General features: G+C 67.0%; 20 protein-coding genes and 1 tRNA gene. 9 read left to right on the top strand and 12 right to left on the bottom strand.

Annotated elements, in window-relative coordinates; all coding sequences use genetic code 11:
* Nucleotides 1–152: 152 nt before the first annotated feature.
* Complete coding sequence (gene tviB / locus KK131_RS14140; RefSeq protein WP_214557339.1) at nucleotides 153–1430, top strand: Vi polysaccharide biosynthesis UDP-N-acetylglucosamine C-6 dehydrogenase TviB; 1278 nt, start codon at nucleotides 153–155, stop codon at nucleotides 1428–1430.
* A gap of 15 nt (nucleotides 1431–1445) precedes the next feature.
* On the top strand, nucleotides 1446–2456 hold the full coding sequence (locus tag KK131_RS14135) for an NAD-dependent epimerase (protein ID WP_214557338.1): 1011 nt from the start codon (nucleotides 1446–1448) through the stop codon (nucleotides 2454–2456).
* 124 nt (nucleotides 2457–2580) lie between these two features.
* On the opposite strand, the gene KK131_RS14130 is transcribed toward KK131_RS14135, so the two are convergent.
* Complete coding sequence (locus tag KK131_RS14130; protein WP_214557337.1) at nucleotides 2581–5244, bottom strand: TonB-dependent receptor; 2664 nt, start codon at nucleotides 5242–5244, stop codon at nucleotides 2581–2583.
* A gap of 600 nt (nucleotides 5245–5844) precedes the next feature.
* Here KK131_RS14130 and KK131_RS14125 point away from each other — a divergent pair.
* Together KK131_RS14125 and KK131_RS14120 are read left to right on the top strand one after the other, a co-directional pair.
* Complete coding sequence (locus KK131_RS14125) at nucleotides 5845–6138, top strand: type II toxin-antitoxin system RelE/ParE family toxin (RefSeq protein WP_214557336.1); 294 nt, start codon at nucleotides 5845–5847, stop codon at nucleotides 6136–6138.
* A gap of 1 nt (nucleotide 6139) precedes the next feature.
* A complete protein-coding gene (locus KK131_RS14120; protein ID WP_214557335.1) occupies nucleotides 6140–6556 on the top strand; it encodes an addiction module antidote protein in 417 nt (138 codons plus the stop codon).
* An 82-nt stretch (nucleotides 6557–6638) separates the two neighbouring features.
* Here the strand turns inward: KK131_RS14120 and KK131_RS14115 are convergent.
* From KK131_RS14115 to KK131_RS14095, 5 genes are all read right to left on the bottom strand, one after another.
* Nucleotides 6639–6728: transfer RNA gene (locus KK131_RS14115), tRNA-Ser, on the bottom strand.
* Nucleotides 6729–6774: 46 nt separating this feature from the next.
* On the bottom strand, nucleotides 6775–7158 hold the full coding sequence (locus tag KK131_RS14110; protein ID WP_214557334.1) for an LrgA: 384 nt from the start codon (nucleotides 7156–7158) through the stop codon (nucleotides 6775–6777).
* Nucleotides 7155–8435, bottom strand: a complete 1281-nt coding sequence (gene serS, locus KK131_RS14105) for a serine--tRNA ligase (RefSeq protein ID WP_214557333.1) — start codon at nucleotides 8433–8435, stop codon at nucleotides 7155–7157. Before serS ends, KK131_RS14110 begins: the two co-directional genes overlap by 4 nt.
* Before the next feature lie 143 nt (nucleotides 8436–8578).
* Nucleotides 8579–9157: a hypothetical protein gene (locus KK131_RS14100; protein ID WP_214557332.1), complete on the bottom strand. Its 579-nt coding sequence runs from the start codon at nucleotides 9155–9157 to the stop codon at nucleotides 8579–8581.
* A 78-nt stretch (nucleotides 9158–9235) separates the two neighbouring features.
* Complete coding sequence (locus tag KK131_RS14095; RefSeq protein WP_214557331.1) at nucleotides 9236–10573, bottom strand: replication-associated recombination protein A; 1338 nt, start codon at nucleotides 10571–10573, stop codon at nucleotides 9236–9238.
* 198 nt (nucleotides 10574–10771) lie between these two features.
* On the opposite strand from KK131_RS14095, the gene KK131_RS14090 reads away from it, so the two are divergent.
* Nucleotides 10772–13828 (top strand): ligand-binding sensor domain-containing diguanylate cyclase, encoded by a 3057-nt coding sequence (locus KK131_RS14090; RefSeq protein ID WP_214557330.1) that lies wholly within the window; start codon nucleotides 10772–10774, stop codon nucleotides 13826–13828.
* A 12-nt stretch (nucleotides 13829–13840) separates the two neighbouring features.
* Here the strand turns inward: KK131_RS14090 and KK131_RS14085 are convergent, their stop codons facing one another.
* The 4 genes from KK131_RS14085 to KK131_RS14070 form a co-directional block, all read right to left on the bottom strand.
* Nucleotides 13841–14533: a YoaK family protein gene (locus KK131_RS14085; protein ID WP_214557329.1), complete on the bottom strand. Its 693-nt coding sequence runs from the start codon at nucleotides 14531–14533 to the stop codon at nucleotides 13841–13843.
* Between the two features lie 7 nt (nucleotides 14534–14540).
* The gene (lolA, locus tag KK131_RS14080; protein WP_214557328.1) at nucleotides 14541–15206 is read right to left on the bottom strand and encodes an outer membrane lipoprotein chaperone LolA; all 666 of its coding nucleotides are present in this window, start codon (nucleotides 15204–15206) and stop codon (nucleotides 14541–14543) included.
* 130 nt (nucleotides 15207–15336) lie between these two features.
* Nucleotides 15337–17661, bottom strand: coding sequence for a DNA translocase FtsK (locus KK131_RS14075; protein WP_214557327.1), 2325 nt, complete (start codon nucleotides 17659–17661; stop codon nucleotides 15337–15339).
* 26 nt (nucleotides 17662–17687) lie between these two features.
* Entirely contained in the window at nucleotides 17688–18752 is a 1065-nt protein-coding gene (locus KK131_RS14070; RefSeq protein WP_214557326.1) for an alanine dehydrogenase, read from the bottom strand.
* A gap of 212 nt (nucleotides 18753–18964) precedes the next feature.
* Here KK131_RS14070 and trxB point away from each other — a divergent pair, with 212 nt between their 5' ends.
* The 3 genes from trxB (at nucleotide 18965) to aat (ending at nucleotide 21913) form a co-directional block, all read left to right on the top strand.
* Nucleotides 18965–19930: a thioredoxin-disulfide reductase gene (trxB, locus tag KK131_RS14065; protein ID WP_214557325.1), complete on the top strand. Its 966-nt coding sequence runs from the start codon at nucleotides 18965–18967 to the stop codon at nucleotides 19928–19930.
* 76 nt (nucleotides 19931–20006) lie between these two features.
* The gene (locus KK131_RS14060) at nucleotides 20007–21167 is read left to right on the top strand and encodes a GNAT family N-acetyltransferase (RefSeq protein WP_214557324.1); all 1161 of its coding nucleotides are present in this window, start codon (nucleotides 20007–20009) and stop codon (nucleotides 21165–21167) included.
* Nucleotides 21164–21913, top strand: coding sequence for a leucyl/phenylalanyl-tRNA--protein transferase (aat, locus tag KK131_RS14055; RefSeq protein WP_214557323.1), 750 nt, complete (start codon nucleotides 21164–21166; stop codon nucleotides 21911–21913). The genes KK131_RS14060 and aat overlap by 4 nt, the downstream gene beginning before the upstream one ends.
* Here the strand turns inward: aat and KK131_RS14050 are convergent.
* Both KK131_RS14050 and ispG read right to left on the bottom strand, forming a co-directional pair.
* Nucleotides 21894–22694 carry an HD domain-containing phosphohydrolase gene (locus tag KK131_RS14050; RefSeq protein WP_214557322.1) on the bottom strand — a complete coding sequence of 267 codons (801 nt, stop codon included), beginning with the start codon at nucleotides 22692–22694 and terminating at the stop codon, nucleotides 21894–21896. The genes aat and KK131_RS14050 overlap by 20 nt on opposite strands.
* Nucleotides 22695–22799: 105 nt before the next feature.
* A complete protein-coding gene (gene ispG, locus KK131_RS14045) occupies nucleotides 22800–24059 on the bottom strand; it encodes a flavodoxin-dependent (E)-4-hydroxy-3-methylbut-2-enyl-diphosphate synthase (RefSeq protein ID WP_214557321.1) in 1260 nt (419 codons plus the stop codon).
* A 228-nt stretch (nucleotides 24060–24287) separates the two neighbouring features.
* Between ispG and ccoN the strand changes: the two genes are divergently transcribed.
* Nucleotides 24288–25754, top strand: coding sequence for a cytochrome-c oxidase, cbb3-type subunit I (gene ccoN / locus KK131_RS14040; protein ID WP_214557320.1), 1467 nt, complete (start codon nucleotides 24288–24290; stop codon nucleotides 25752–25754).
* Nucleotides 25755–25761 lie beyond the last annotated feature (7 nt).

Below are 25761 nucleotides of genomic sequence, written 5' to 3'. Positions count from 1 at the left end.
TTCATCGCAGGGGCGCACAAAGCGCACTTTCACCGCCATTCAGGCTGTTTGCGCATTACCGGCGCTTTGATTCGCGGCCAGATCAGGATCTATATTCGCCCGAACACCATGCACATCCAAGATGGCTATCCAAATCAACTCGGGATGACTGTATGCGAAAACTGGAAAACACCAAGCTCGCCATCGTGGGTCTCGGTTATGTCGGATTGCCGCTCGCAGTGGAGTTCGGCAAGCGCTACGACACCGTCGGCTTCGACATCAACAAGGCCAGGATCGGCGAGTTGGCCGTCGGCCGCGACAATACGCTGGAAGTCGACGCCGCGGAGCTTGCCGAAGCCACGCATCTTCGTTTCAGCGCCGAACTCGAAGACTTGCGGGATCGCAACTTCTACATCGTCACGGTGCCCACCCCGATCGATATCGCCAAGCGCCCGGATCTGACGCCGCTGATCAAGGCCAGCGAAACCCTGGCCCGGGTGCTCAAGCCCGGCGACGTGGTGGTGTACGAGTCCACCGTGTATCCCGGTTGCACGGAAGAAGTGTGCATTCCGATACTCGAAAAAGGTTCCGGCCTGGCCTACAACCGCGATTTCTTTGCCGGCTACAGCCCCGAGCGCATCAATCCGGGCGACAAGCAGCATCGTGTCACCAGTATCCGCAAGGTCACCTCCGGCTCCACGCCGGAGATCGCCGATTTTGTCGACCAGCTGTATGGTTCGGTGATCACCGCCGGCACGTACAAGGCCAGTTCGTTGAAGGTGGCCGAAGCCGCCAAGGTCATCGAGAACACCCAGCGCGATCTCAACATCGCCCTGGTCAATGATCTGGCCATCCTGTTCAACAAGTTGGGCATCGACACGCTGGAGGTGCTGCAGGCGGCCGGCACCAAGTGGAACTTCCTGCCGTTCCGTCCGGGCCTGGTGGGCGGTCACTGCATCAGCGTTGATCCGTACTACCTTACCCACAAGGCGCAGGAGGTAGGCCACCACTCGGACGTGATCCTGGCGGGCCGCCGCACCAACGACGGCATGGGGCCGTATATCGCAGGCGAAGTGATTCGCCTGATGGTGCGCAAAGGCATCAACCCGGTGCAGGCGCGTGTGCTGATCCTGGGCCTGGCGTTCAAGGAGAACTGCCCGGACCTGCGCAACACCCGCGTGGTCGACATCGTGCTGGCATTGCGCGGTTACAACGCCCATGTCGATGTCCACGATCCATGGATCAATGCCGCCGAGGCCGAGCACGAATATGCCATCACGCCCGTCGCGCAGCCGCAGGCCGACAGCTACGACGCGGTGATCGTCGCCGTCGGCCATCAGCAATTTGTCGACATGGGCCCTTCTGGCATCCGCGCGCTCGGCAAGGCCGCCTCGGTGATCTACGACGTGAAATGCCTGCTGCCGCGCGAGGCGGTCGACGGTCGCCTTTGAACAGGATTTCCTGCCATGAAAGTGCTGGTTACCGGCACCGCCGGTTTCATCGGTTCACACGTCGCGCTGCAACTGCTCGAACGCGGCGACGAAGTCGTCGGTTTCGACAGCCTCAATGACTACTACGACGTCAACCTGAAGAAAGCGCGGTTGGCGCGTTTCATGGCGCACCCGGGCTATACGCATATTCATGCCGACCTGGCCGATCGCGCGGCAGTGGAAAGCGCCTTCGCCACGCACAAGCCGCGGCGCGTGATCAACCTGGCTGCCCAGGCCGGCGTGCGCTACGCGGCCGAAAACCCGCACATCTACGTGGCCAGCAACGTCACCGGGTTTCTGCACATCCTGGAAGGTTGCCGCCAGCATGACGTGGAACACCTGGTCTTTGCCTCCACCAGTTCGGTATACGGCGCCAACACCGCCATGCCGTTTTCCGAGCACCAGCCCACCGAGCACCCGCTGACCCTCTACGCCGCTTCCAAGAAAGCCAACGAGCAGATGGCGCACAGTTATGCGCACCTGTACGGCATCCCGTGCACGGGGCTGCGCTTCTTCACGGTCTACGGTCCATGGGGGCGCCCGGACATGGCGCTGTTCCTGTTCACCAGGGCGATTCTGGCCGGCGAACCGATCAAGGTGTTCAACCATGGCCGGCACAGGCGCAGCTTCACCTACGTGGATGACATCGTGGAAGGCGTGATCCGTACGCTGGATACGCTGCCGGGCAAGGACAACGACTGGAATGGAAATCTTCCCGACCCGGCCAGCAGCGGCGTCGCTCCCTACCGGCTGTACAACATAGGCAATGCGCAACCGGTGGAGTTGTTGCGCTACATCGCGGTGCTGGAGGAGTGCCTCGGACGCAAGGCGCAAATGGAGATGCTGCCCCTGCAGGCGGGCGACGTGCCCGATACCGAGGCGGACGTGTCGGAACTTATCCGGGCGGTCGGGTATGCCCCGAAGGTTTCGGTAGGCACGGGCATTGCCAACTTTGTGAGCTGGTACCGGGAGTACTACGGCGTGTAGCTGAAGGCGCGCAAGGCGATGAGCCGAATGGCGGGCAAGCCACGCCGGATGGCGCGCGCAGGCTCCACCGGCCGCCATCCCCCCGGGCGCGCCCGGGGGGATGACCTCAGCAGGCGATGGCCGGTCAGAAGCTGGCCGTCATGCGCACGTACCAGAACGCGCCGTTGAAACCGAATGGCGAGGTGAGCGCGTACTTGACGCCAAGGAATTGCAGCGTGCCGTTCTGCTCCTTGCCGGGGTAGGTGTTGAAGACGTTGTTGCCTCCGACCGCCACCGAGAAGGTGTCGTTGAACTTGTAACGCGCCTCCAGGTCGAGCAGCGTCTTGCCGCTGTAGTGATTCACGTCGTCCGGCGGATTGTTGCTGCCGAACAAACCGACCGTGGTGCTCCAGCCGCCGTAATGGTTGATCCGCGCGATGGCGTCGAACCGGTGCAGCCCGTAGTCGAAGCTGAGCACCGACCGGCTCTTGGGCACCTGGTGTTCGAGGTCGTACACGAAATCGTTGTTGAGCGTGTCCGGCTGTACCTTGACCACGTTCTGCGTATTGCGGTTGTAGCGGAAGTCGACGTTGAGCGTGCCGTTGCCCAGCTGGTGCCTTGTGTCGACCACGAAGTCGATGCCGTGGATGTCGGATCCGAACGCATTGCCGAAATAGCTGGCGTCGCTGCCGAGCAGCAGCTGCGCGTTCGGGTAACCGCCGGCGGCGAGTTGGTCGACGGTAGCCTGGGTCACGCTGTTGCTGACCAGGCCGATGCGGTCGTCGATCCTGATCCGGTAGTAGTCCAGGGTGGTCGTGAGGTTGTCGACCGGCGTCCACACGGCGCCCACGGACAGGCTCTTCGACGTTTCGGTCTTCAGCGGCGTCGAGCCGAGCGCGCGCGCCACCGGGTTGTCGACCGGATAGGTGCCGCTGGGAATCAGGCCGCCCTGGGCGTTCGCCGTGGTGGTGACATTCAGCGTGTTTGCCTGGCCCGGGGTCGGTGTGCGGAAGCCGGTGTTGTACGTACCGCGCAGCGCGAACGCGTCGGTGAACGCGTAACGGCTGGAAAGCTTGTACACCACCTTGGAACCGTAGCCGTCCGCATGCTCGTAGCGCACCGCCGCCGCACCCGACCACTTGTCGGTGAGGTTCGTCTCGGCGTCGAAGTAGGCAGAATCGCTGTTCTGCGTGAACCTCCCCGCCGCGTTGGCCGGAAAGCCCTGGAAGGCGTCCGACCCCACGCCGAACACCGACGCGGTCGGCCCCACCTCGGTCGAACCCGGATCGCCCTGGTGGATGATGTAGGTTTCCTGGCGCCACTGCGCGCCGAAGGCGAGCGTGAGCGGCGAGTTGTCGAACGAACGGACGAAATCCGCGCCTGCACCCTGCTCGCGCTGGGTCAGCTTGCCGGGGCGGAAGCTCGTGGGCGAAAGGCTGCCCAGGCTCGGGTTGATCGAACCCTGCAGCCGGTAGTCGACCTCGTTGCTGCCGGTACGGTAGTGCACGTCCCACTGCAGATTGCTCTGCCCGCCGCCGCGCACGCCGCCGACCAGCTGGTGATCGGCGATGTCGGCGCCGAACAGCGGGCTGTAGCCGCCAGGGAACTTCGTGTAGATCGGATTGAGCAGCACCCAGCCACTCGGGCTCGCGGCGTTGGCTGTCAGGTAATTCGCCGGGTTGCCGCCGCCCGCCACGATGCTGTCCACCAGCGACTGCGGCGCGTCTGCGGGTGTCAGGGTGCCGTCGGCATAACTGACCAGCGTCGAACGACCGCTGATGCCGTACTGCGGCGACAGTACCGGGTTGCGATAGAAGAAGCTGGACAACACCTTCTTGTCCATGAAGCTGCCATAACCGTAAAGCTGCACATCGCCGGTCAGCGGCAGGCCCGCGTTGACGAACAGTTTGTTCGTCTTGGTCTGCGGGTCACCCCAGCGCTGGCCGAGGCCGTCGTACGGCACCAGGTTCGCGCCCACCACCGCCGCGACGGCCGCCGCGCCGCCCTGCGGCACGCCGCGCGAGGTGGGGTCGGTCGTCTCGCGCTCGGCGCTCACGTGCACGAAGCCGTCGGTGCCGAGCGGGAGCCCCGCGTCGGCGTCGTAGCGCCGCAGATTGCCATCGCCCTTGCCGTACTTGCCCAGCTCCGCGCTGACCGTCACGCCCGTGGGTGCCTTCTTGAGGATGACGTTGACCACGCCGGCGATCGCATCCGATCCGTACAGCACCGAGGCACCGTCGCGCAGCACCTCGACGCGCTCGATCGCGTTGGACGGAAACACCGAGAAATCGACCGCCTGCGCGCCCTGGTTGAAGGTGCCGAGCGGATCGATCTGCAGGTTGACCAACGCCGAACGATGGAAGCGCACGCCGTCGACCAGCACCAGGGTCTGGTCGGGCGACAGGTTGCGCAACGACACCGGCCGCACGAACGCCGTGCCGTCGGCGATGGGAAAGCGCTGGGTGGTCAGCGACGGCACGATATTGGTCAGCGCATCGGTCAAATCCGCCGATGGCTGGTTCGCGATCTGGCTGCCGCTGAACGCGTCGATCGGCGAGATGGACTCGGTCGGCGACAGGCCGGCCCGATGCGTGCCGGTCACCACGACCTCCTGCAGGTTGGTGGTCGACTTTTCTTTCTCCGCATTGCTGCGTTCCTGCGTTCCGCTCGCCTGGCGGGCCGTGGCCTGCCTGCTGTCCGACGCTCCCGGATCCTGCGCCTGCGCCGAACACGCGAGCAGCGTGGCGGCGGCAAGCGCCGCCCGCACCGCGCGCAAAAGCACTACGTTGACACCTGTATGGTTGAGCATCTTCTTTCCCCCCCTCTCATTGGCCTCTGTATCCCCCTTCGGCAAGCTACTCCGACTTTTTTCGCCAAAAAAGCCTCTTGTTGGGATTGCGTGCGTGAAATCACCCTGCCGGCGACCGGCGGGCCTCTGCGGCACGCCGTCAGCCGCACCACCGATCGTCTTGACCGGGCGGCGTATCGGCGCCGACTGGATTTCAGTCGGCGTCGGGTAGCCGCGCATCCCCGCCAGGTGTCGGAACGTCACCGCCGACTGGATTTCAGTCGACGCCAGGTACCGGGATATCCCCGTCGACGGCATGTCAGTCGGCACCGAGTGGCGGATATTCCCGCCGGGGTATCCAGACATCCACTTCGAGTATCCGGATGCCCCCGCCGAGTGAAATTTGGTCGGCGCCGGGTCGCTGGATATCCATGCCGGGAGGATTTCGGTCGGCGGAGATTGTTGGGATATCGGCGTCGATGGGGCCACCGTGCCCGCGGGTCTGAGCCGATAGCGCCGATCTGCAGAATGGAGCCAGGAAAGTGACGCGGACCTGATTAGCTCCGGTTAGCGTGATTCGAAGTCCTTGCGAACTGTATCCGATCGGATACAATCGACGACATGCCCTACATCGTCCAGCTCACGGAAGAGTTCGCTGTCTGGCACAAGAGCTTGCGCGACCTGAAGGCGCGCATCGCCATCGCACGCCGTCTTGATCGCGCTGCCACCGGCAATCTGGGTGATGTGAAACCCGTTGGCGAGGGCGTCTCTGAAATGCGGATCGACGTCGACCCCGGTTACCGCACCTACTTCACGTTGCGGGGCAACGCCATCGTTATTCTGTTATGCGGCGGCGACAAGAAAACCCAGCAGCGCGATATCAAGCGCGCCGCTCAGCTTGCAAAGGAGGTCTGACATGGCCCTTCAACTTACGACCTTCGATGTTGCCGACTACCTGGACAGCGAGGAAGCCATTGCCGAGTATCTATCCCAGGTGATGGCCGATGGCGACGACGACGAGTTCCTTCGGGCCCTTGGGCACGTAGCCAAAGCCCGCGGCATGTCGCAACTTGCCAAGGATGCCGGAGTTGGCCGCGAGAGCCTCTACAAGGCGCTGAAGCCAGGCGCAACACCCGGATATGCCACTGTGGGGAAAGTGGTGCGCGCGCTTGGGTTGCGGATGGCGGTGAAACCGGTAACCAAGCAGAAGGCCACGGCAGCAACAAAGAAGCCAGCGAAGCCCAAAACGTCAGTCGCAGTTACTGCCGCCAAGAAGGCGAAGAGCGCCGCGGCTGGAGCTGGACGCTTGAAAGGAACACGCGCGCGAGCGTAGGTTCGGCGCTCCACCACGGGTTCTCATCCAGTCGTCACCATCAGAAAAGCAAGACGCCCCACGTGGGGGCGTTTTGCTTTTCTGGCGGAGAGAGTGGGATTCGAACCCACGGTAGTGTTACCACTACGGCAGTTTTCAAGACTGCTGCCTTAAACCGCTCGGCCATCTCTCCATGACTATCGCCGGCAGATTGGGTTGCCAGCAGGCGTGGAAGTTTATCAGGAACCCTGCGGCGGACGGGTGCCGGAATCTTTCTTCGACAACGCCACCAGGCACCCCACTAGGATTCCCACCGGGACCAGCGCACCCAGCAATGGCAGCAGCAGGATGGGTTCGCGCACGACCATCGGCACCAGCTGGGTGGCGCTGGCGAAGGCGATGATGGCCAGGCGCCAGCGGCGGCTGTGGCGGGCGAGCCAGAAGCTGGCGAGGACCAGCGCCAGCGCGACCACGGACAGGTCGAGGTCGAGCGTGGGCAGGCGCCACACGCTTTCGAAGCCGAGCCGCATGCCGATCACCGTGGCCAGTACCGCCAGCAGGAAGAAGCTGGTGTAGAACTCCACCCTGCCCCAGCTGCCGCGCGCGGGTGCCGGCGTGTTCATGCGATGCGGTCCAGGCCGGCCATGTACGGGCGCAGCGCGTCGGGTACGTCGATCGAGCCGTCGGCGTTCTGGTAGTTCTCCATCACCGCGATCAGGGTGCGGCCGATGGCGAGGCCGGAGCCGTTCAAGGTGTGCACGAGTTCGGGCTTGCCGGTATCGGCGTTGCGCACGCGAGCCTGCAGGCGGCGCGCCTGGAAGTCTTCGCAGTTGGAGCAGCTGGAGATCTCGCGATAGGCCTGCTGGCTGGGCAGCCACACTTCGAGGTCGTAGGTCTTGGTCGAGCCGAAACCCATGTCGCCGGTGCATAACAACAGCTTGCGGTACGGCAGGCCGAGTTTCTGCAGCACCTTCTCGGCGTGGCCGACCATTTCCTCCAGCTGCGCGTAGGAGTCGCCGGCGCGGGCGATCTGCACCATCTCGACTTTCTCGAACTGGTGCTGGCGGATCATGCCGCGGGTGTCGCGGCCGTAGCTGCCGGCCTCGGCGCGGAAGCACAGCGTGTGCGCGGTCATGCGCAGCGGCAGCGCGTCGGCGTCCTGGATGGTGTCGCGCACCAGGTTGGTCAGCGAGACTTCGGCGGTGGGAATCAGGTAGCGCTTCGTCTCGCCGACGTCGGTGGCGAACAGGTCTTCCTCGAACTTCGGCAGCTGGCCGGTGCCCTGCATGCTGTCGGCGTTGACGATCACCGGCACGTTGCATTCGAGGTAGCCATGCTCGCCGGTGTGCAGGTCGAGCATGAACTGGCCGAGCGCGCGATGCAGGTGCGCGAGCTGGCCGCGCAGCACGGTGAAGCGCGCGCCGGACAGCTTGGCGCCGGCGTCGCCGTCGAGCCAGCCGTGGCGTTCGCCCAGTTCGACGTGATCCTTTGCCGCGAACGCGAAATCGCGCGGCGTGCCCCAGCGGCTGACTTCGACGTTGTCGTGCTCGTCCTTGCCGACCGGCACGGACTCGTGCGGGATGTTGGGAATGCCCAGCGCGATCTCGGCCAGCTTCGCCTGCGCATCGGCCAGTGCCAGCTCGTTGGCCTTGAGCTTGTCGCCGATGCCGGCGACCTCGGCCATCAGCGGCGCCACATCCTCGCCCTTCGCCTTGGCCTGGCCGATCGCCTTGGAGCGCGTGTTGCGCAGGTTCTGCAACTCCTGCGTCTCCATCGCCAGCTGCTTGCGGCGGCTCTCCAGCGACTCGACCAGGGACACGTCGAGCGTGTAGCCACGGGTTTCGGCGAGGCGTGCCGCGGTTTCGGCGAGGCGCGAACGCAGCAGGGCGGGATCCAGCATGATCAAAGTCCAGGTGAAGGCTTGAACCGTGAATTATCGCTGCCGGGTGGCTATGCCCGCAATGCAACGCACGCTTTCACCCCTCCCCTGCTACACGCAGGGGGAGAGAGAAAGGCATCTCCGCGAGGAAAGAGCGAGGCGGCTCAGCTGGCCAGCCTGCGTTCGCTGCGACCCAGCCACCAGGCCATCGCGGCGCCGGCGAGCAGCCAGCCGACGAGTTGCTCGACCAGTGCAGCCAGTGTGAAATCGAGCGGGAAGCGATACCAGTTCCAGTACGGCACCATCGTGCACAGCCAGGCGAATACCGCCGCCACGGCTGCCAGCGCCACGCGTCGCCGGAAACCCAGCCCGGCCAGCCCCAGCATGAAGGCCAGTGCCAGCGCAGCGAGCGTGTCGGACGCCCACTGCCGGCCGATCTGCGGCCCCATCTGCATCATGTCCTCGCCTTGCGGCAGGTAGACCACGAAGGCATACGGCGACGTCGCCGCCTTTTCCGAGTAGGCCTTGAGCACCGCCTCGTCGCCCATCTTCTTCGGATCCAGCGACGGCAGGATGTAGATGCCGGACTGGTTGCCGAGCCCTTCATGCAGGCTGCTCAAGACGGCGTTTTCGTTGGCCGGCAGATGGATGCCTGTCTCGCCCAGCCCCAGCGCCATGTGCGCCGCCACGCCCCACACGAACATCACGATGCCGCCGATCAGACCTGCTATCAGTACGCGCATGGCTCACCCTCCCCGGTTGATGCGGCGAATCTATGCCGGGCACCGGGACGGCGGCAAGGGCGCGCGCAGCAGCCGGGATTACTTGCCGCGGGCCTTGGCGCGGGCGGCGCGCAGGGCCAGCAGCTTTTCGCGCAGTTGCAGCTCCAGGCCGCGCTCGACCGGCTCGTAGAACACGCTGCCGGCCAATTCGTCGGGCAGGCATTGCTGGTCCAGCGCGATGCCGCCTTCGGCGTCGTGGTCGTACTGGTAGCCCTTGCCGTAGCCGAGGCCTTTCATCAATTTCGTCGGCGCGTTGCGCAGGTGCATCGGCACTTCCAGCGTGCCGCCGCTGCGCACCGCGTCGCGGGCCTTGTTGTAGGCCATGTAGGCGGCGTTGCTCTTGGGCGAGATGGCCAGCCAGATCGCCAGCTGGGCCAGCCCGAGTTCGCCTTCGGGGCTGCCCAGGCGTTCGTAGGTATCCCACGCGTCCAGCGCCATGCGCCACGCGCGCGGCTCGGCCAGGCCGACGTCTTCCACCGCCATGCGAGTCAGCCGCCGGGCCAGGTACAGCGGGTCGACGCCGCCGTCGAGCATCCGGCACAGCCAGTACACCGCCGCATCCGGGTCGGACGAGCGCACGGATTTGTGCAGCGCCGAGATCTGGTCGTAGAACTGCTCGCCCTGCTTGTCGAAGCGGCGCGTGCGGTCGGCCAGCACCTGGGCCAGGGTGGCTTCGTCGATGCGCTTGTCGTCGGCTAATTCGGCGGCGATTTCCAGCAGGGTCAGCGCGCGGCGCACGTCGCCGTCGGCGGCCTGGGCGATCGAGTCCAGCGATTCGTCGGAAACCTGCAGCTGCAACTCGCCAAGGCCGCGCTCGCCGTCGGCCAGCGCGCGCTTCAGCGCGGCAACGATGTCGTCGGTGGAGATCGGTTCCAGCACGTGCACGCGGCAGCGCGACAGCAGCGCGGAGTTCAGCTCGAACGAGGGGTTCTCGGTGGTGGCGCCGATGAAGATGATCACGCCGCGTTCGATGTGCGGCAGGAAGGCATCCTGCTGGGTCTTGTTGAAGCGGTGCACCTCGTCGACGAACAGCACGGTGCGCCGGCCCTGGGCGAAGTTCACCTCGGCCTCGGCCAGCGCCTTGCGCACGTCCGGCAAGCCGGACAACACCGCCGAGATCGCGCGGAAATCCGCGTCCGCATAACGCGCCACCAGCAAGGCCAACGTGGTCTTGCCGCAGCCGGGCGGGCCCCACAGCACCATCGAATGGATCTTGCCGGCCTCCAGCGCGCGGCGCAGCGCCTTGTCCGGACCGACCAGCCGCTGCTGGCCGACGATTTCATCGAGGCTGCGCGGGCGCATGCGCTCGGCCAGCGGCTTGAGCGCATCGGGTTCGGCGAACAGGCCGGGGGTGGATGGCGAGACAGGACGGGGCATCCGGGCATGATAAGCCATGCCTGCCGGTTCATCTGGCCGCCGCCGATTGCCGGTATGATCCCGCCACGCAGCGGTGCTTGGCCCGCTACGCGCTGTCGGGGACAGGACGCAGGTGAAGGCAAGGGGGCAGTTTCCTTCCGGATGGATGATCGCGACAGGCCGTGCCGGCGCACGCCTGCCGGGCAGGTTGCGCGACGCATGACCGGCGCGCGCTTCCGTCGCCGCCGTTTCTGCCTGCGTCTTGCCGGCCTGCGTCTTGCCGGCCTGTTTCTGCTGTTTTTCCTGTGCACCCCGGCCAGCGCCGGCAGCGGCGATCCTTGGGCTCCGTTCGACGCGCCCTGGTTCGACCAGGTCGGCATTTCCGACGGCCTGCCGCATTCGATCACCACCGCGATTGCGCAGGACCGCGATGGCCTGATCTGGATCGGCACCATGGGCGGCCTGGTGCGCTACGACGGCTACCGCCTGCAGGTGTTTGGCGCCAGCAGCGGCAAGGCCCCCGGCCTGCCCGACGCCTACGTGCGCAGCCTGCTCGCGCTGCCGGACGGCAGCCTGCTGATCGGCACCAATGCCGGCGGCCTGGCCCGGTTCGAGCCGGCGGACAACAGCTTCCATGTCTATCCGGTCGGCGCCGACGGCCTCTCCGACCGCAAGGTCTTCGCGCTGGACGACGATCACGCCGGCGGCGTCTGGATCGCCACCGAGGACGGACTGGACCATCTCGATCTGCGCACCGGCAAGATCCGCCGGGTGGACACCGGAGCGGATCCCGCGCCGCGCAACTTCAGCGTGATGCAGGACCGGCACGGCAACCTGTGGCTGGGCAACAACGACGGCCTGTTCGTCCGCCGCGCAGGCACGGATGCCTTCGTGCGGCCCGCGACACCGGACACGCCCGCCGCCACGGTGTTGCGCAACCAGATCTGGGCGATCATGCAGGATCGCGAAGGCCGCCTGTGGGCCGGCAGCGGCCAGGCCGGCGCGGCGTACCGGGATACCGACGGCCGCTGGCACGGCGTGCCGGGCTTCAGCGGCTACCCGGACAGCGCACGCCACTCGACCGTGCGCGACTTCCTGCAGACCAGCGCCGGCGAGGTATGGATCGCCACCGACGGCGGCGGCGTGCTCGAGTACGCGCCCGGCGAGCCCGGCGTGCAATGGATCGACCACGACCCGGCAGTGCCCTCGTCCCTGCCCGGCGACTCGGTGCGCGCACTGCTGCGCGACCGCTCGGGGAATATCTGGGCAGCCACCGACCTGGGCGTCGCCCGCCACAATCCGCAGGCGCGCACCGCGTTCTCGCTGCTGCCTTCGCCGCTGGAACAGAATGCGCTGTCCGACACCAACGTACACAGCATCTTCGTCGATTCGCGCGGGCGGATCTGGCTCGGCCTCGGCGCCGGCCACATCGACGTGATCGACCTGAAGGCCGGCCGCATGCGCCACCTTCACCTGGACGGCAGCCAGACGCAACGCGACGTGCGCAGCCTCGCCGAAGCCGCCGACGGTTCGATCTGGGTCGGCACCCAGGGGCTGGCGCGGATCGACCCGGATACGCTGGCGATCGAGGATTCGGTGCTGCCGGCGCTGCACGACAAGCCGGTGCTGAGCCTGCAGCCGGATGGCCCGCGCCTCCTGATCGGCACCTACGACGGCATCTACCGCTACGACATCCGCACCCGCGTGCTGGAGCACGCCGGCCACGTGCCGGACGACCCGGCCAGCCTGGCCAGCGACACCGTGCGGCACATCGCAAAGGTGGGCAACGACTGGTGGTACGGCACCGGCCGCGGCCTCAGCATCGCCAGCGGCGACAGCCTGCCGCGCCACTTCACCAACCTGCGCCACCGCGCCGACGAGGCCACCAGCCTGCCGCAGGACTTGATCGGTTCGATCAGCAGGGGCCCGCATGGGCAGGTATGGGTCAGCACATTCGGCGGACTGGGCGTGGTCGATCCCCCGGCCGGCGGCGAAGCGTGGAAATTCCAGACGATAGGCCTGGCGCAAGGCCTGTCCAGCGACAAGGTCAACGCGGTGCTGGCCGACGACCGCGGCCGGCTCTGGGCCAGCCTGTCCAGCGGCGTGGCCAGGATCGACGGCGATACGCACGAGGTGGCCAACCTCGGCACCCGCGACGGCCTGCACATCGCCAGCTACGTCAACGTCGCCGCGGCCCGCGCGCCCGGCGGAGAACTGCTGTTCGGCGGGCTGGGCGGGCTGACCGTGATCCGCCCGCACTGGCAACCGCTGCCGAGCGCCGCCGCACCGCTGGCAGTCACCCATGCCGTGGTCAACGGCGTGGCGATGCCGTTCGGCAAGCTGCCCGCCGGCAACGCGAAGATCAGGCTGGACCGGGGCAACCGCAACCTGCGCCTGGACTTCGCCCTGCTCGACTATCAGGCGCCGATGGAGACCGCCTACAGCTATCGCATGGACGGCCTCGACGAGGACTGGACGGTCATCCCCAAGGGCAACCTGCCCAGCGCCATCTACACCAGCCTGCCGCACGGCAACTACCGGCTGCGCCTGCGCGCCGCCACCCGTGGCCTGCAGCCGCACACGGTCGAGACCGACCTGGCGGTCACGGTCAAGCCGCGCTGGTACGAAACCACGCTCAGCCGGATCGTCGCCGCCCTGCTGCTGGCGGCGCTGATCGCCGCGCTGGTGCATCTGCGCACCCTGTACCTGGGGCGACAGGCGGTCCAGTTGCAGCGGCAGGTCGACGAGCGCACGCGCGATCTGCTCGTCGCGAACCGCCGCCTGGACGAACTGGCCAGCACCGACGGGCTGACCGGTGTCTACAACCGCCGCCGCTTCCTGGAACTGGCCGGGCTCGAGCGCGAACGGGCACAGGGCGGATCGGCCTGCATCGCGCTGTTCGACCTGGACCGCTTCAAGCTGATCAACGACACCCACGGACACCTGGCCGGCGACGCGGTGATCCGCGGCGCGATCGAGGTGATCAAGCAGCACTGCCGGCAAGGCGACCTGGTGGGCCGCTACGGCGGCGAGGAATTCGTGCTGTGCCTGCCCGACACCAGCTTGCCTCTGGCACGGGACATCGCCGAGCGCATCTGCACGGCATTGGCCGCCACCACGGTGAACCACGACGGGCGCTCGATCCCGGTGACCGCCAGCATCGGCGTCGCCGCGCTGCGTCCGGGCGAGTCGATCGAGCAATGGCTGTCGCGCGCCGACAAGGCGTTGTACGAGGCCAAGCGTGCCGGCCGCAACCGTTGCGCCATCGCCAGCTGAGCCGCGCGACGGTCAAGCCGCGTCGGCGTCGATTCCGCGTATCAGCGTGTACTGGCGGTAGACGCCGTAGCCCACGCCGCACAAGCCGGTCAGCACGGCCGGGATCAGCAGGGTGCGCTCGCCGAGCACGCGGAACAGCAACGCACCGACCGCGCTGCCGCACGTGAAGGTGCCGACCACCAGCAGGCAGACGCGGATGCGCAAGGTATCCACTTCCAGCCCGCGCAGGCGCTGGCCGATGTAGATGCCCAGGTCGGTGAACATGCCCGAGACATGGGTGGTACGGAACACCATGCCGCTGTAGGTGCTGGCCATGCCGTTCTGCAGCCCGGCCGCCATCGCGGCCAGGTCCAGGCCGTACGAGCTGCCGGCGTCCAGCAGCGGCACCGCGGCAAACAGCAGCAACGACTCCAGCACCAGCGCCACCCCGTAGCGTCGGCCGAGCTTCAGCGTGTGCTGCTGCACGATCAGGCCGCTGAGCAAGGCACCGATCACGAATGCGCCGATCGACAACAGCCAGTGCCACGTCTCGCCGCCGTCGCCGGTGCCCACCGCGATGCCGAGCAGGCTGGTGGATCCGGTCAGGTTGGTGATCGACTGATGGCGAAAACCCATGTAGCCGGCGGCGTTGACCATGCCGGCGATGAAAGCGAGTATGCCGCCGCCGATCCAGGCCCAGCGCGGCAACCTGCGCAGCACGGTCATGGCGGCATCAGTCCTTCAGCGGCTGCACGTCGATCACCGGTGCATCGCCGATCACGTCGGCGCCCTTCGGCGGCACGAAGTTGAAGGTGGCCGGCGGAATCGGCGCGTTGCGCTGCCAGCCGGAGAAGCGGATGTCGGTGGTGGAACCGAGCTGGTCGCGGAACGTCATGCGGGCCAGACCGTTCGCGTCGAAGCCGAGGTCGGCGTAGTCGAACTGCGGGTCCTTCGCGGTGGAGCTGAGCCGCAGCCAGGCCAGGCCGTCGTGCTCGCCCTGCTCGACCACCTTGAAGTCCTTGTCCATCTGCCTGAGGTCGGTCAGTACGGTGAGCGGGCTGTGCGCCTCTTCGCTGCTTTGCACGCGCACGGTGACCTGTTCGAGTTCCGGGTCGTACATCCACACCCGGCTGCCGTCGGCGACGATGGTCTGCTTGTACGGCGCCAGCGTGTCCCAGCGGAATTGGCGCGGCGCCTGCAGCGCCAGGGTGCCGGAGCTGTTCTTGCTGGTGTGGCCGTTGAGGTCGGTCAGGGTCTGGCTGAAGTGGCCGGTGAGCGAATGCAGGCCGGTGGCGAATGCATCCAGCCGCGCGCGCGCCGGACCAGCGGCAGCCTGCGCCACGGCGCTCAGCGACAGCGTCAGCACGACGGCGGACAGGACAAGCATGAAGCGTTTCATCGGGTTCCCCGGAACGTGGCGGTGGCGGTGGATTGTGGACAGTGCCGGCTTAACGGATCGGTAGGGAGCAGCGGGTGATGTTCTTCGGGCTTCGCGGGATGCGGGCAGTGCCCGCCCTGCAAGGCTGGCTTCAGTTCTTCGGCGGAGGCGGCGCCAGCACCTCGCGGTTGCCGTTGTGCTGCGGGGCGCTGACCACGCCGTCCTGCTCCATCTGCTCGACCAGCCGCGCGGCGCGGTTGTAGCCGATGCGCAGGTGCCGCTGCACGCCGGAGATCGAGGCGCGCCGGGTCTGCGTGACGATCGCCACGGCCTTGTCGTACAGCTGGGTATCCGCGTCGCCGCCCTCTTCGCCTTCCTGCGGCAGGCCCGAGTCGTTGATGAACTTGCCGTCGCCGGTGGCCTGGACTTCCTCCAGCACGCCTTCGATGTAGTTCGGCGCGCCTTGCGACTTCAGCCAGGCCACCACGTGGTGCACCTCGTGGTCGTCGACGAAGGCGCCGTGCACGCGTTCCGGCGTGGCGGTGCCCGGCGGCAGGTACAGCATGTCGCCGTGGCCGAGCAGGGTCTCGGCGCCGCTCTGGTCGAGAATCGTGCGCGAGTCGATCTTGCTGGAGACCTGGAACGCGATGCGGGTGGGGATGTTCGCCTTGATCAGGCCGGTGATCACGTCCACCGACGGGCGCTGGGTGGCCAGGATCAGGTGCACGCCGGCGGCGCGCGCCTTCTGCGCCAGGCGGGCGATCAGCTCTTCCACCTTCTTGCCGACGATCATCATCATGTCGGCGAATTCGTCGATGAACACCACGATGTACGGCAGCGGTTCCAGCGGTTCGGCGGCGAGGTTCGGCATGTCCGGGTTCGGCCGGAACAGCGGGTCCAGCATCGGCTGGCCGGCGTTCTCGGCGTCCTTCACCTTCTTGTTGAAGCCGGCCAGGTTGCGCACGCCGACGGCGGCCATCAGTTTGTAGCGGCGCTCCATCTCGGCCACGCACCAGCGCAGCGCATTGGCGGCTTCCTTCATGTCGGTGACCACCGGCGCCAGCAGGTGCGGGATGCCCTCGTACACCGAGAGCTCCAGCATCTTCGGGTCGATCATGATCATCCGCACGTCTTTCGGGCTGGCCTTGTACAAGAGGCTCAGCACCATCGCGTTGACCGCCACGGACTTGCCCGAACCGGTGGTGCCGGCCACCAGCAGATGCGGCATCTTGCCCAGGTCGACCACCACCGGCTTGCCGCCGATGTCCTTGCCCAGCGCCAGCGCCAGCGGCGATTTCTGCTGGTCGTACTTGTCCGAACGCAGGATCTCGGAGAGATACACGATCTGCTTGTGGGTGTTGGGGATCTCCAGCCCGATCACGTTCTTGCCGGGGATCACGTCGACCACGCGCACGCTGACCACCGACAGGCCGCGCGCGATGTCCTTGTCCAGGCTGGACACCTGCGAGCCGCGGATGCCCGGCGCCGGCTCCATCTCGAAGCGGGTGATCACCGGGCCCGGATAGGCGCCGACCACCTTCACGTCGATCTTGAAGTCCTTCAGCTTGAACTCGACCTGGCGCGAGAGCACTTCGAGGGTTTCCTCGGAATAGCCCGGCCCCTGCGGCGGCGCCTCGTCCAGCAGCGACAGCGGCGGCAGTTCGCCCGGCGTGGCGGCGCCGACGAACAACGGGATCTGCGTTTCCAGCCTGGCCCGCTCGCTCTTGGCCACCGGCGCGGGCGGCGCCTCGATGCGCACCGGCTCGCGCTTCGCCTGGCGCACCGCATCGGCCTTCTTCACCACCTCGCGCTCGGTGCGCGCCTGGCGTGCGGCCAGCGCCTGCGGCGCTTCGCGCAGCTTGCCCTTGAGCCAGTCGAGCAGCTTCAGCACGCCATGCCCGGTCAGGTCCATCACCTTGAACCAGGACAACCCGGTGGCCAGGGTTACCGCGACCAGGAACAGGGCCAGCAACAGCAGCGGCGCGCCCTTGTCGCCGAACGCGCTGAGCAGGGCGTCGCCGACCCACACGCCGATGATGCCGCCCACGCCCTGGGGCAGCACCGGCTCGTCGTGGAAATTGAGGTACAGCAGTGCCGGACCGGTGATGAAGAAGAACACGAAGCCGATCAGGCGCAACGCCGGCTCCCACGGATGCACCACCTGCTCGCCGCGCTGGCGCAGCACCTGCACGCCCAGCAACAGCAGCAGCAACGGGAAGCAGTAGGCGACCAGGCCGAAGATCCAGCGCAGCAGGTCGGCGATATAGGCGCCGACGGTGCCGCCGAAATTGCGCGCGTGTTCCAACTGGCCGGCATTCGTCCAACTGGGATCGTGCGGGTCGTAGCTGAACAGGCACACCAGCAGGTACAGCGCCAGCGGCAACAGCAGCAGGGCACCGGCTTCGCGCAGCCGGCGCTTCAGCTCCTCGCTGAGGCCTTCCTTCGATGGTTGCCTTGTATTCGTGTTGCGCGCCACGCGTGGTGTTCCTTTCCGGCCCAAGGTCAGAGCATACCTTGCAGCGCCGGATGCACCAGCTTGCCGCCATCGACATTGATGCCGACCTTCAGCGGCTCGAACGCGCGCCACTCATCGCCCGCGGCCAGCCGCTGCACGTACGGCAGGATCGCGGCGGAGATCGCCAGCGAGGAAGTCTGTGGCACCGCGCCCGGCATGTTGGTCACGCAGAAGTGGGTGATGCCGTGCACGTCGTAGGTGGGCTTCTCCCAGGTGGTCGGCTTCGAGGTCTCGAAGCAGCCGCCTTGGTCGATCGCGATGTCCACCAGCACGCTGCCCGGCTCCATCGTCCTGACCATCGCCTCGCTGACCACGTGCGGCGCCCGGGCGCTGGGGATCAGCACCGCGCCGACCACGATGTCGGCGTCGCGCACCTCTTCGGCTACCGACGACTCGTAGGCATACAGCGCGGTGACGTTCGGACCCATCGTCATCATTTCGGCCAGGCGGTCCTGGCGCTTGTCGAACACCACCACGTTGGCGCCGGCGGCCGCAGCCAGTGCGGCGGCATTGCCGCCGGCGGCACCGGCGCCGAGCACCACGACCTTGCCGCGCGGGGTGGAAGCCATGCCGCCAAGCAGCTTGCCCTTGCCGCCTTGCGGGCGGTGCAGCAGCGTGGTGCCGATCTGGGTGGCGATGCGGCCGGCGATCACCGACATCGGCAGCAGCAGCGGCAGCATGCCGTTCTCGGTCACCGACTCGAATGCCACGCCGGTCAGGCCGATGCCGAGCAGGCTGCGGGTCAGTTCGGGTTCGGCAGCCAGGTGCAGGTAACAGAACAGCAGGTGGTGTTTTTTCAGCAAGGCGAGATCGCCGGCGATCGGCTCCTTCACCTTAACGATCAACTCGCCAGCCTCGTACAGCGCGGCGGCGTCCGCCACCACCGGGATGCCTTCCCTTGCATAGGCATCGTCCGCAAAGCCGCTTTTCAGGCCGGCGCCGGACTGGATGAACACGTCGTGGCCACGGTGCACCAGGTCGGCGGCAGCGGCCGGGATGAGGGCGACGCGACCTTCCAGGGTCTTGGTTTCGGAGGGAATGCCGATGCGCATGAAGAATGGGTCCTGTGGAAGTGTGAATCCATCGCGCAGTCGCCGCAGTCGTGCCGCCGATCTGCCGATGCCTTGAATCGGTGCCGCATATTCCCCATTCTTCGGGGATCGTGCGCTCCGTCGCCATCGCCCGATGCGGCCCCAAGGGAAACCGCCGCAGGGGTTGGAGCGAACAACCACTCAAGTCACCCGAAAACCCAAGGATTATAACCATGAGCGTTGCCCCCAAACACAGCCGCCTGCTGATCCTCGGCTCCGGCCCCGCCGGCTACACCGCTGCGGTGTATGCGGCTCGCGCCAACCTCAAGCCGACCATGATCACCGGCCTGCAACAGGGCGGCCAGCTGATGACCACCACCGACGTGGACAACTGGCCGGGCGACGTCGAGGGCCTGCAGGGCCCGGCGCTGATGCGGCGCATGGCCGAGCACGCCGAGCGCTTCCACACCGAGATGATCTTCGACCACATCCACACGGCCGACCTGAAACAGCGTCCGTTCCGGCTCAAGGGAGATTCCGGCGAATACACCGCCGACGCACTGATCATCACCACCGGCGCCACCGCCAAGTACCTCGGCATCGAAAGCGAGGAAAAGTACAAGGGCAAGGGCGTGTCCGCCTGCGCCACCTGCGACGGCTTCTTTTTCCGCGACCAGGACGTGGTGGTGATCGGCGGCGGCAACACCGCGGTCGAGGAGGCGCTGTACCTGGCCAACATCGGCCGCAAGGTCTACCTGGTGCACCGCCGCGACAAGCTGCGCGCCGAGAAGATCATGCAGGACAAGCTGTTCGAGAAGGCCGCCGCGGGCAAGATCGAGCTGGTCTGGAACCACACCATCGACGAAGTGCTGGGCGACGATTCCGGCGTCACCGGCGTGCGCGTGAAGGACGTCAACTCCGGTGCCACCCGCGACATCGCGGCGACCGGCTTCTTCGTGGCGATCGGCCACACGCCGAACACCGGCATCTTCGAAGGCCAGCTCGACATGCACGACGGCTACATCAGGATCCGCAGCGGCCAGCACGGCATGGCCACGATGACTTCGGTGCCCGGCGTGTTCGCCGCCGGCGACGTGGCCGACCACATCTACCGCCAGGCGGTCACCTCGGCCGGCTTCGGCTGCATGGCCGCGCTGGACGCCGAGCGCTGGCTGGACCAGCAGACCCCGGCGGGCTGATGAAGCGGGAGTGAGTGGAGAGGAGCGAGAAGCGAGTGGTGGCAGGACCGTACCGCTTCCCCCACTCTCCACGGCCATGCACGAGATCCGCTTCCATGCCGCGATCGCCGAACTGCCAGCCGCGGAGTGGGATGCCCTGCGTGCCGACGCGAACCCGTTCGTGTCGCACGCGTTCCTGGACGCGCTGGAGCGCAGCGGCTGCATCCGCCCCGACTGGGGCTGGCAGGCGCATCACCTGGCCCTGTACGAAGACGGCCGCCTGCGTGCCGCCGCACCGCTGTACCTGAAAGGCAATTCGCACGGCGAGTTCGTGTTCGACTGGAGCTGGGCCAGCGCCTGGCAACGCGCCGGCGGCGAGTACTACCCGAAGCTGCTCAACGGCGTGCCCTACTCGCCCGTGCCCGGCCCGCGCCTGCTGGCCGGCAAGCATGCGCGTACGCCATCGCTGCAGCGCGAACTGGTCGAGGCGATGCGCCGCGAAGCCGAACGGCTGGGCCTGTCGTCGGTGCACGCGAATTTCCTGCAGCCGGCCGAACTCGCCGCGTTCGACGACGACGTTCCCGATCAAGGCTGGCTGGCGCGCTCGGACGTGCAGTTTCACTGGCACAACCGCGGCTACCGCCACTTCCCGGATTTCCTCGCCGCGCTCAACCACAAGAAGCGCAAGAACATCCTGCGCGAACGCCGCCAGGTGGCGGCGAGCAGGCTGGCCATCGAGTGGCGCAGCGGCGACACGCTCAGCCCCGACGAATGGCGGCGCGTGCATGCGCTGTACGAAGCCACCTTCGACATGAAAGGCAACCACGCCGCGCTGACCGCCGCGTTCTTCCGCCAGCTCGGCACGCTGGGATCGACCGCGCAGCTCGCGCTGGCCCGCGACGGCGACGCCATCGTGGCGATGGCGCTGTTCGTGCAGGGCGGCAACGTGCTGTACGGCCGCTACTGGGGCGCGTCGGTGGACGTGCCCGGTCTGCATTTCGAGCTGTGCTATTACCGCGGCATCGAGCACGCGATTGCACACCGGCTCGAACGCTTCGAGCCGGGCGCGCAGGGCGAACACAAGCTGGCGCGCGGGTTCCTGCCGGTGCGCACGCACTCGCGCCACTACCTGGCGAACCCCGGTTTCCGTGCCGCGGTGGCGATGGCGCTTGCCAGCGAGGCCGAAGCGGTCGACGCTTATGCCGCCGAGCTGCAAAGCCATAGCCCCTATGCCGATCACGGCAAGGTCGAACGATGAACAGGCTACCGCTGCTGGATGCCGAACTCTGGGACCGCTTCCCCGACCCGCGCCAGGCGCTGGCCGAACCGAATGGCCTGCTCGCGTTCGGCGGCGACCTGTCGCCCCGGCGGCTGCTGGCCGCGTACAGCCTCGGCATCTTCCCGTGGTTCGGCGAGCACGAGCCGATCCTGTGGTGGTCGCCCGACCCGCGTTGCGTGTTCCATGCCGAAACCCCGCGGATCAACCGCAGCCTGCGCCGCCGGCTGAAGGGCAAGTCGTGGCGGCTGACCGTCGACCACGCATTCGACCAGGTCATCCGCGCCTGCGCCGCGCCGCGCGCCAACGACACCGGTACCTGGCTGGTGCCGGCGATGATCGACGCCTACGTGCAATTGCACCGGCTCGGCCATGCGCACAGCGTGGAGGTGTGGGACGGCGAGCGCCTGGTCGGCGGCATCTACGGCGTGGCGATCGGCCGGCTGTTCTGCGGCGAGTCGATGTTCAGCGCGGAAAGCGGCGGCTCGAAGCTCGCCCTGGCCGCGCTGGCGCGCCTGCTGTGCGACATGGATTTCCCGCTGATCGACACCCAGGTCAGCAACCCGCATACGCTCGGCCTGGGCGCTGTCGAGATGCCCCGTGCGGAATTCCTGCGCCAGGTGGCCCGGCTCGGCCAGTTGCCCGGGCTGGTCGGCAGCTGGGCCGCCTTCACGCCGCGGCTGATCCAGCCCTGCGCGGGAACCGGTTTCAGCGACCGAGCGCCTTGAGTTCGTCGTAATTTTCCAGGAACAGCGCCACCAAGTGGGGATCGAGCTGGCTGCCGGCGGCCTCGCGCAGATAATCCAGCACCTCGGGCTCCGGCCACGCCGGCTTGTACACGCGCGCCGTGATCAGCGCGTCCCACACGTCGACCACGCTGAAGATGCGCGCGGCCAGCGGGATCTGCTCGCCACGCAAGCCTTGCGGATAACCGCCGCCATCCCAACGCTCGTGATGGCTGTGCGGAATCTCGCCGGCATCGCGCAGGAAGTCCACCCGCTGCAGCAGCTCGTAGCCGAGTTGCGGATGGCGGCGCATCTCCGCCATTTCCTCGTCGTCCAGCTTGCCCGGCTTGATCAGCACCGCATCGGGCAAGGCCAGCTTGCCGATGTCGTGCAGCAAGGCGCCGAAGGTCAGGTTGCGCAACGCTTCGCCGTGCACGCCGGCCAGACGGGCCAGGCCAGTGGCCATGCGCATCACCCGGTCGGAATGGTCGCCGGTCTCGCGGTGGCGTATGTCCATCGCTGAGACCAGCACGCGCAAGGCCTGGGCATGCCCGTCCAGCAGTCTCCGGTTGGCAGCCTGCAGGCGGCGCAGATCACGGCCGATCATCCAGTACAGCAACGCACCCGTGCTGGCCACGAACAGCCAGCCCTTGACGCTCTGCAGGAAGGTCAGCTCGGCCTGGCCGTGCACCAGGGCGTCCAGCGCACGATCGGACAACCAGATCCACAACGCGGACAACAGCACGTAGAGCAGGACGGTGCGGGACTGAGGGCTGATTCTCACGACGGCTCCCCGGCGAGATCATCCCGCCCACGACATGCACGCCACGCCTCTTGCGGGCGGGCGGGAGTATGAACCAGCGCGTGCCGTGACGGTGTGATCGGAGCCTCAGCCCGTTCGCGCCGCATACTTTCGGGCCACGTAGTCGTCGAGGATGCCCACGAATTCGTTGGCGATGTTGTCGCCGCGCAGGGTCATCGCCTTCTCGCCGTCGATGAACACCGGCGCTGCCGGCGCCTCGCCGTTGCCCGGCAGCGAGATGCCGATGTTGGCGTGCTTGGACTCGCCCGGCCCGTTGACGATGCAGCCCATCACCGCCAGGGTGAGGTTCTCCACGCCGTCGTACTTGATGCGCCAGGTCGGCATCTGTTCGCGCACGTGTTCCTGCACGGTCTTGGCCAGTTCCTGGAAGAACTCGCTGGTGGTGCGACCGCAACCCGGGCAGGCGGTGACCAGCGGCGTGAACGAGCGCAGGCCCATGGTCTGCAGCAGTTCCTGCGCCACGATCACCTCGCCGGTGCGCGAGGCGCCCGGCTCGGGGGTGAGCGAAATGCGGATGGTGTCGCCGATGCCTTCCTGCAGCAGCACCGCCAGGGCGGCGCTGGACGCGGTGATGCCCTTGGAGCCCATGCCGGCTTCGGTCAGGCCCAGGTGCAGCGCGTAGTCGCAGCGCGCGGCGAGGTCGCGGTACACCGCGATCAGTTCCTGTACGCCGGAGACCTTGCACGACAGGATGATGCGCTCGCGCGGCAGGCCGATCTTCTCGGCCAGCGCGGCCGAGTCCAGCGCCGAGCGGATCAGCGCCTCGCGCGCCACGTGCGAGGCGTCCCACGGGTCGGCGCGGCGGGCGTTCTCGTCCATCAGCGCGGTGACCATGCCCTGGTCCAGCGAGCCCCAGTTCGCGCCGATGCGCACCGGCTTGGCGTAGCGCAGCGCCTTCTCGATGATCGACGCGAACTGGCTTTCGTGCTTCTTGCCGAAGCCGACGTTGCCGGGGTTGATGCGGTACTTCGCCAGCGCTTCGGCGCAGGCCGGCTCGCGTTCCAGCAGCAGGTGGCCGTTGTAGTGGAAGTCGCCGACGATCGGCACGTCCACGCCCATCATCGCCAGCCGCTCGGCGATGCGCGGCACCGCGGCGGCGGCGGCCGGCGTGTTGACCGTGATGCGCACCAGCTCGGAGCCGGCACGGGCCAGCTCGGCGATCTGTTTCGCGGTGCTGGCCGGGTCCTCGGTATCGGTGTTGGTCATCGACTGCACCACCACCGGCGCGCCGCCGCCGACCTTTACCTTGCCGATCTGCACGGCCACGCTGGGCCGGCGTGACGCCGGCGCAGCCGGACGCGGTTTCTGTGCAGCAATCTCACTCATGGAATCAACCGGGATGACAGGCCGCGATGGTTCGCGGCGATAGTGCCAAGGATACCCGATCAGGCCTGCCGCCCTGTGGCAAATCGGCGCACGCTGGCGGCCGACCGGTTGCACAGCGCCGCCCAGCGTCATCGGCACGGGGACGGATTGCCGCAGCAACTTGATCGGGGTCAATGCAGCGCCGCATGCTTCGCTTAAAATTGTTCAGTTATCCAGCCGGGGAACCCCATGCCGAATACCGAGTATTACAACGACAAGGTCGTGCGCCAGTTCCTGCTGGCTGCGGCGGTCTGGGGCATCATCGGCATGTCGGTCGGCGTCTACGTCGCCGCCGAACTGATGTGGCCGGCGCTCAATTTCGAGATCCCCTGGCTGACCTTCAGCCGGCTCCGCCCCGACCACACCTTCGGCGTGATCTTCGCGTTCGGCGGCTCGGCGCTGATGGGCACCTGCTACTACGTGGTGCAGCGCACCGGCCACGCGCGGCTGGCGTTCAGGAAGCTGGCCGCGTTCACGTTCTGGGGCTGGCAGCTGGTCTGCGTGCTGTCGATGGTGTCCATGCCGCTGGGCATGACCCAGAGCAAGGAGTACGCCGAGCCGGAATGGATCATCGACATCCTGATCGCGATCGTCTGGGTGAGCTTCGGCGTGGTGTTCTTCGGCAGCCTGGCACGCCGGCGCATCAAGCACATCTACGTGGCGAACTGGTACTACGGCGCGTTCATCATCGCGGTGGGCCTGCTGCACATCGTCAACAACCTCGCCCTGCCGGTGTCGCTGTTCAAGTCCTACCCGATCTACTCGGGCGTGGTCGATGCGATGGTGCAGTGGTGGTACGGCCACAACGCGGTGGCGTTTTTCCTCACCGCCGGCTTCCTCGGCATGATGTACTACTTCGTGCCGCGGCAGGCGCAGCAGCCGCTGTGGAGCTACCGCTTCTCGATCGTCAATTTCTGGGCGCTGATCTCGGTCTACATGTGGGCCGGCGCGCACCACCTGATGTACACCGCCCTGCCCGACTGGGTGCAGTCGGTCGGCATGGCGTTCTCGCTGGTGCTGCTGATGCCCAGTCTGGGTTCGGCGGCGAACGGCCTGCTCACCTTCAACGGCTCCTGGTGGCGGCTGAAGACCGACCCCGCCGCCAAGTTCATGGTGATGTCGCTGGTGTTCTACGCCGCGTCGACCTTCGAAGGCTCGATGATGGCGATCAAGACGGTGAACTCGCTGTCGCACTACACCGACTGGACGATCGCCCACGTGCACTCCGGCTCGCTGGGCTGGGTGGCGATGATCACCATCGGCTCGCTCTACGCGATGGCGCCGCGCGCGCTGGGTCGCCCGGAGATGTATTCGCGCAAGGGCATGGAAGTGCATTTCTGGCTGCACATCATGGGCACCCTGCTGTACGTGGGCGCGATGTGGACCGCCGGCGTCACCGAAGGCCTGATGTGGCGCGCCACCAACCCGGACGGCGCGCTCACCTACGGCTTCCTGGACAGCCTGATCGCGATCAAGCCGATGTACGTGATCCGCTGGTTCGGCGGCGTGCTGATCCTGTCGGGCATGTGGGTCATGGCCTGGAACCTGTGGCATACCGCGGCGGATGCGCGCGCGCGCCTGATCAAGCCGATCCCGGTGCCGGTCCCCGAGCCGGTGCCGCACCAGGTTCCGGCCCCGCTGCCTGCTGTTGGTTGAAAGAGCT

It is taken from the genome of Rhodanobacter sp. LX-99 (assembly GCF_018599185.1).
Lineage (GTDB): Bacteria > Pseudomonadota > Gammaproteobacteria > Xanthomonadales > Rhodanobacteraceae > Rhodanobacter.
The sequence above is the reverse complement of the archived record's forward strand: the minus strand, read 5'-3'. Positions and strand labels throughout refer to the sequence as shown.